Origin of the sequence: Erwinia sp. INIA01 (genome assembly GCF_025947915.1) — a bacterium.
GTDB classification, from domain to species: Bacteria; Pseudomonadota; Gammaproteobacteria; order Enterobacterales; family Enterobacteriaceae; genus Erwinia; species Erwinia coffeiphila.
The window spans coordinates 1-5,409 of sequence record NZ_JAPDNC010000033.1 but is presented as its reverse complement, the minus strand read 5'-3'; the positions used below and the strand labels follow the sequence as shown (position 1 = coordinate 5,409).

At 44.9% G+C, this 5,409-nt stretch carries 6 protein-coding genes; 3 read left to right on the top strand and 3 right to left on the bottom strand.

Annotation, left to right across the window (positions count from 1 at the left end):
- Positions 1-236 precede the first annotated feature (236 nt).
- Positions 237-512, top strand: a complete 276-nt coding sequence (locus OMR58_RS25860; protein ID WP_264547325.1) for a hypothetical protein — start codon at positions 237-239, stop codon at positions 510-512.
- Between the two features lie 73 nt (positions 513-585).
- Positions 586-837, top strand: a complete 252-nt coding sequence (locus tag OMR58_RS25855; protein ID WP_105593752.1) for a biofilm development regulator YmgB/AriR family protein — start codon at positions 586-588, stop codon at positions 835-837.
- Between the two features lie 1,067 nt (positions 838-1,904).
- On the opposite strand, the gene OMR58_RS26125 is transcribed toward OMR58_RS25855, so the two are convergent.
- Together OMR58_RS26125 and OMR58_RS25850 are read right to left on the bottom strand one after the other, a co-directional pair.
- Positions 1,905-2,069 carry a hypothetical protein gene (locus tag OMR58_RS26125; RefSeq protein WP_444861348.1) on the bottom strand — a complete coding sequence of 55 codons (165 nt, stop codon included), beginning with the start codon at positions 2,067-2,069 and terminating at the stop codon, positions 1,905-1,907.
- A gap of 450 nt (positions 2,070-2,519) precedes the next feature.
- The gene (locus OMR58_RS25850) at positions 2,520-3,260 is read right to left on the bottom strand and encodes a sulfite exporter TauE/SafE family protein (protein WP_264547324.1); all 741 of its coding nucleotides are present in this window, start codon (positions 3,258-3,260) and stop codon (positions 2,520-2,522) included.
- 113 nt (positions 3,261-3,373) lie between these two features.
- Between OMR58_RS25850 and OMR58_RS25845 the strand changes: the two genes are divergently transcribed.
- Positions 3,374-4,261 carry a LysR family transcriptional regulator gene (locus OMR58_RS25845; protein ID WP_264547323.1) on the top strand — a complete coding sequence of 296 codons (888 nt, stop codon included), beginning with the start codon at positions 3,374-3,376 and terminating at the stop codon, positions 4,259-4,261.
- On the opposite strand, the gene OMR58_RS25840 is transcribed toward OMR58_RS25845, so the two are convergent.
- Complete coding sequence (locus OMR58_RS25840; protein ID WP_444861349.1) at positions 4,252-4,734, bottom strand: GNAT family N-acetyltransferase; 483 nt, start codon at positions 4,732-4,734, stop codon at positions 4,252-4,254. The genes OMR58_RS25845 and OMR58_RS25840 overlap by 10 nt on opposite strands.
- Positions 4,735-5,409 lie beyond the last annotated feature (675 nt).

Here is a 5,409-nt window from a genome sequence, read left to right as displayed (position 1 = left end):
TTTTGTCATATGAGTCACCTCTGGTTAAGAGTTTACTCACTTAGTCTCGTGTCCACTATTGCTGGGTAAGATCAGTTTGGACGGGTGCCAGAATAACCATCTATTTAATGCTCGGGTGACCATAACGCTGAGTGAATTGTGAGTGCTTGATGATGTTTCTTAGAAAATCTCTTGCACTAATTCATGCTCGTTAGTTTAAGTCCGTTTCAGCGTACGGCATGTTATCAGAGAAAATTATGTACAGATCCAAAGAAGAAAAGCTTGTTGATACTATACTGGGTGAAGCAATACTTATGCTTTTAGAACGCGGTTCAACTATTGGTTCAACTGCCCTAATTGCAATACTTGACGGTATGTCCAAACAAGAAAAAAATCCTGAAAGGAATCAGGCCATTGTTACTGCTATGAATGATGTAAAAAATAATTCTTCATCAGGTGCTTCTTATCGAAGTGTTAATAGCACTAATTCTAGCTATTTCTTCAAGCAGGAATCCGATGGGAAAAAACATTGAATCTCAGCGTTTGAATTTTAGGATATCCCACACTTAAACATGCTTACAAAATTCGTAAGCAGAGGAGACGGACATGCAACATACAGCAGAAAGCGCAATTTTAGACTACTTTGGTTCGTCTACAGTTAAAAACGAAGATGAAAGGAAAATCATCGGCGCTATAATACATGAGCAGATTACCTTACACGGATTTGTCACTAACAAAGCTGTTATCTTACGATTAATAAATATGTTAGATAGTAGTCATGATGTTCTTGAACAAGACGTCCTCAGGAATGCTCTTGAAATGGTACTTTGCAGAACAGAAGATGATACCGGATTTTAACCTTTTTCGCCGGTGACATTCATACCCATGTTGAACTCATGGGGGATGAAGACTTTTTTCAAAATCTTCCTTGCAATCTAACACTCCATTTAGAACAAATTTCTCCATAACACACTAATAAATTCAGACGCAGAAACCAGCCTTACAGGCTGGTTTTGTTCATGCTCCCCTCAGAGGGATACTCTTAGATTGCTTTAAACTTACCCCCTAAATATCAGTCAGGAGCGATAAGCAGATTTTATAGTTCAGGATGTTGCTGCTTTTTAATATTTCACATGGCATTTTTTTATTGATACTGGCAACTGTCTTCAATATTTTTTATACGCCTTTTTTGCACGAAATCGCTCTGCAAAGCTATCTTTAACTTACTGAAATTAAAGGAAATGAAACTAAGCGCATTTAGGGTTTTTAGCTATGTCGCAGCAGTTTAATGCTCTGCCCGGACCGGCTGCGACAAGCATGCTTTTGACCACAATAGTTTCAGCAATTTCTACGCCAATTCTGATGTTTACGATGGACTGGGTTTATGGGTGATTGTTCTAAATCCCTTACCGCGGTCATCTTTACTGTTTTGGTCATCTAATCCTGGTAGATTCAGCTAGCTGAATTATCTTTTGCGCGGTGATGCGATGGATGAATTAAATGGATTGTTTATTGAGGCTAGATACGGGTGTTTATTGAGGTGGATGGAGATTCGGTTTGCTTGGCAGTATCAGATAGGGGAGTCCGCTTTGTGCCAACGGCGGAAGTATCTCACAGCGATTAGTGTTGATTAACGGTGAGCAGTTCAGCTTGACAAGATAAACCCCGCCGGCCCTGAATGCCAGCGGGGTGCTGTTACATAAAATCTGAACATTAACCTGTGTACTCGCCCCATTTCTGAATAGCTCTACGGGCTTCTCTCTCACCAACGCCTGTCACCAATGAATCCGCAAATTGGATATGAGCTTTCATATATGCATCAAAGTCCTTTTTCGGACACCCAAGGATAAGGCACGAGTCCACCAAGAGAAGACAACAACTACTTTCCCAAATTCGGGGTCATATTGTTCTTTAAGACCGTCAACTCATCCGTCATTGTGAGCAACTGCGAAATCATAAGCCTTAATGAGCTCTCTTACTTTGTAAGGGAGAACATCATTGGCTATTTTTTTATGTTCGTCAGCATGAATTTTGCGGTCATCTGCATCATCCTCCACGTATGCCAGCCCACAGAAATTGCATGTGGTCATTTTAAATCCTTTATGTAGAGTTAAATATTATGTACCAAGCATTTGTATACCTTTGATTAAAAAATAATCTCTTAATTCTTCTGTGTCGAACAGATGCATATGTGATCTTCGTGTTACTTCATCAAGATTCCATATTGTGGGATCTTTAGCCATATCCAATAGCATTGAATCGACCTCATCTTTACTGCTGTAACTATAGGATTGTGTTTGTTCTGGCTGCATTTTGTACCATTCTCGGGTGTTTAAATTACAATCAATACTGAGGTTTCCACCTTGCCATTACAAGTGATCTGTTCCCATCTTTCACATAGACCTTTGTTAGCAATATCTGCTGTTCGCTCATAGCCGCCACACCAAAACTAGTGGCGACTATAAGCATCTACAGGCCTGATTTTCGCTATCAACCCAGGAAAACTTTATTTCTTCCCAGCCAACTACAAAACCTACAAACTAAACAAACGGCCGGGAAACCAACTCCAAACCAAGCACCATCAGGAACAGCAGGAAACACTGCCTGAAGCGCCTGGCACTGATGCGTGCGCGGACTTTCTGCCCCAGCCACATACCTGCCAAAGCAGGAACCAGCGAAAAAAGGGACAGTGAAAGCTGCTCTACTCGAAAAGCATCATGAAGATACAGCCCCACGGCAAGCGCCACGGTAGAGACGGTGAATGACAGCCCCAGAGCCTGAACGAGTTCATCTTTCCGCAGGTCAAGCGACTGGAGGAAGGGAACGGCCGGCATCACAAATACGCCCGTTGCGCCGGTGATGATACCTGTCACGCCGCCAATAACCGGGGAAAGCCATTTTTCGCTTGCCTGAGAGACCGTCAGCGACGGCGAGAACATTGCAAAAACAGCGTAAACGATTAAAGCTGCGCCCAGAGCGCACGCTGACCAGGTGGGATTAACGGTGATAATCAGCGAAGATGCCGCCACGGTTCCCACCACAATCAGCAGCATCATCAACCACAGTCGGCTGACAATCATCTTCACTGAGGGGCCGGTAAACAGCTGAAGCACATTCGTCACGAAAGAGGGAAGAACCAGCAGTGCGGCGGCGATCGGCAATGGCATAAACATGCCAAGCAGCCCCATCGCCACCGTAGGCAGCCCCATTCCCGTTACGCCTTTTACAAAACCAGCGACGATAAAGATCAGCGAAAGAGAGATAAACAGCTGTCCGCTCACAACGTTTGCTCCAGTGTGGGATTTTCCGTGATTCAACCATCTCACCCGGCGGTGGACAATCTGGTTTAAGCGCGTCATGCTTCGGAAAACCCGAAGGCTGAGACGGATATTCTATGAGACTGGATCTTGCTGATTTGAAACTCGTTGTCTGCATCGCGGATGCCGGAAGCATTACCCGCGGCGCCCGGCATGCCAGCCTGGCCACGGGGTCGGCAAGTGAGAGACTGAAAAGCATCGAGGACGATACCGGGGTAAAGCTGTTTATCCGGCATCCAAGGGGAGTGAGCCTTACTGAAGCGGGTGAGGTTCTTGTCCGCCATGCACGGGAAATCCTGGCCCGGCAGGAACGGCTTAAAGCCGAGCTGGGCGCATACGCGAAAGGAGACAAAGGGAAGATTAGGCTGTATGCCAATACCTCTGCGATGGCAGAGTTCCTGCCCGGCAGGCTGGCGAAGTGGCTATCAGCGCACCCGGGTGTGACCATTGAGCTTGAAGAGAGAAGCAGTGCGGATATTATTACCAGCATAATTAGCGGCGTAGCTGAAGCCGGCCTCGTTTCAGATGCGGTAGATGCCCGGGGGCTTATGCTTGAACCCCTGGCAGATGACAGGCTGGCACTTATCGTCCCATTCTCTCATCCATTTAAATGCAGAGATAAAATCTCGCTCTCCGAGGCGCTTGCAGAGCCATTTATTGGTTTACATCCCGGTAATGCGCTTCAGGATCACATCAGTGAACATGCAAAAGATCTTGGTCGTCCACTGACCTATCGCATAAGAATGAGCAGCTTTGAAGGGATAGGGGAGATGGTCAGCAGTGGGATTGGTGTAGGCGTTCTTCCTTTATCACTGGCTGAACGCTTCAGTAAAAAATTCCCGTACCATATCCTGCCGCTAACCGACTCATGGGCGCGGCGGCGAATCTGCATTTGTTATAAAACAGCGGATTCACTGAGCCCGGCCATGACGCGGCTGGTTGATTTTCTTAGGGTTCAGGATTGAGCAACATCAGTTCGGTCAGCCGTTCGCAGTTCTTTACGCATCAGTGCATTTTGCAGCGTTACGCCGCGCCGGACCGGAAATCCGCGTTCGACCACGTGGAAACCGTGCCGCAGAAAGAAACCTTCAGCCGTCTTGCTCACATTCGACGTCAGCTCACTTAGTCCAAGCCGTCGGGCTTCATCGTGGATGGCATTCATCAGCAGCGTGCCGACACCCTGTTTCGGGTGGTTTCCCGCCACAAAGAAATGGTCGATATAGCCATTGGGTTGAACATCGGCGTATCCGGCAATTTCCCCCTCCAGCTCAACGACAAACGGTTGGAGCTGCTTTATGTGGCTGGCCCATCGTTGCGGGTCCATATCCTCCGGTGCCCACGCTGCGATTTGATCAGGGGTGTAGTCACGCGATGCAATGTCTCGTATGGATGACAAAAAGACCTTGAGCAACACGGCCTCATCTCCCTCTCTGTACATTCTTAATTTTATCATAGGCTTATTCATAATTTACTTGCGATTTAATGAATTAATCTGTCAGATTCAGATGACGAAGTCACGTACGAAAGCAGTTAAACTCCGCTGAATACATGACTAATGCGCAATCAATGTTTATTCTCCCTGGCGGTGAGAATTTATTAAATTATAGGAAATTATAAATAGAGGAAGCTATAGTGGGACGTTTTTTATAAAGATATTACAGAAATCTCTAAATATTAGTTCTTGATTTATATAAAGGTAACCAATTGCTAAATTTGTATATGACGCTTTTCCTTTTCTTCCTTTTCCTGGGGAGAGGGAGTGTGGTTGATTTAATTTGTTCAATATAAGAAATCAGATTGGAGACTGAAATAATAAGCAGTGCAAAGGCGGTTAGAAGCAGAGTTAAGTCGCTCATGTTATTTCCTTTATGTCCATGTTGAAAATCTTCCTTTGGCAATACTAATCACCAATAATGGTGACTGGCAAGCCTTAATTCCTGGTTTTATGTTTTTTAGGATAATTGTTATTAGTTTAATCGCTTTTTTTAACTGTAATTTTACTTCTGAAGTTTTTTATTTTTCTATTCTAATTGGAGTTGTAAGTATCCCGCTAAAACGTCCCATTCACTTTTAGAGATCTTCCGGCATACTGATAACGTTGCCCCGAGGAGAT

Bases quoted from the DNA above. Each gene is read 5' to 3' on its own strand.
- OMR58_RS25860 (WP_264547325.1), top strand. From the start codon at position 237: ATGTACAGATCCAAAGAAGAAAAGCTTGTTGATACTATACTGGGTGAA.
- OMR58_RS25855 (WP_105593752.1), top strand. From the start codon at position 586: ATGCAACATACAGCAGAAAGCGCAATTTTAGACTACTTTGGTTCGTCT.
- OMR58_RS26125 (WP_444861348.1), bottom strand. From the start codon at position 2,069: ATGACCACATGCAATTTCTGTGGGCTGGCATACGTGGAGGATGATGCA.
- OMR58_RS25845 (WP_264547323.1), top strand. From the start codon at position 3,374: ATGAGACTGGATCTTGCTGATTTGAAACTCGTTGTCTGCATCGCGGAT.
- OMR58_RS25840 (WP_444861349.1), bottom strand. From the start codon at position 4,734: ATGTACAGAGAGGGAGATGAGGCCGTGTTGCTCAAGGTCTTTTTGTCA.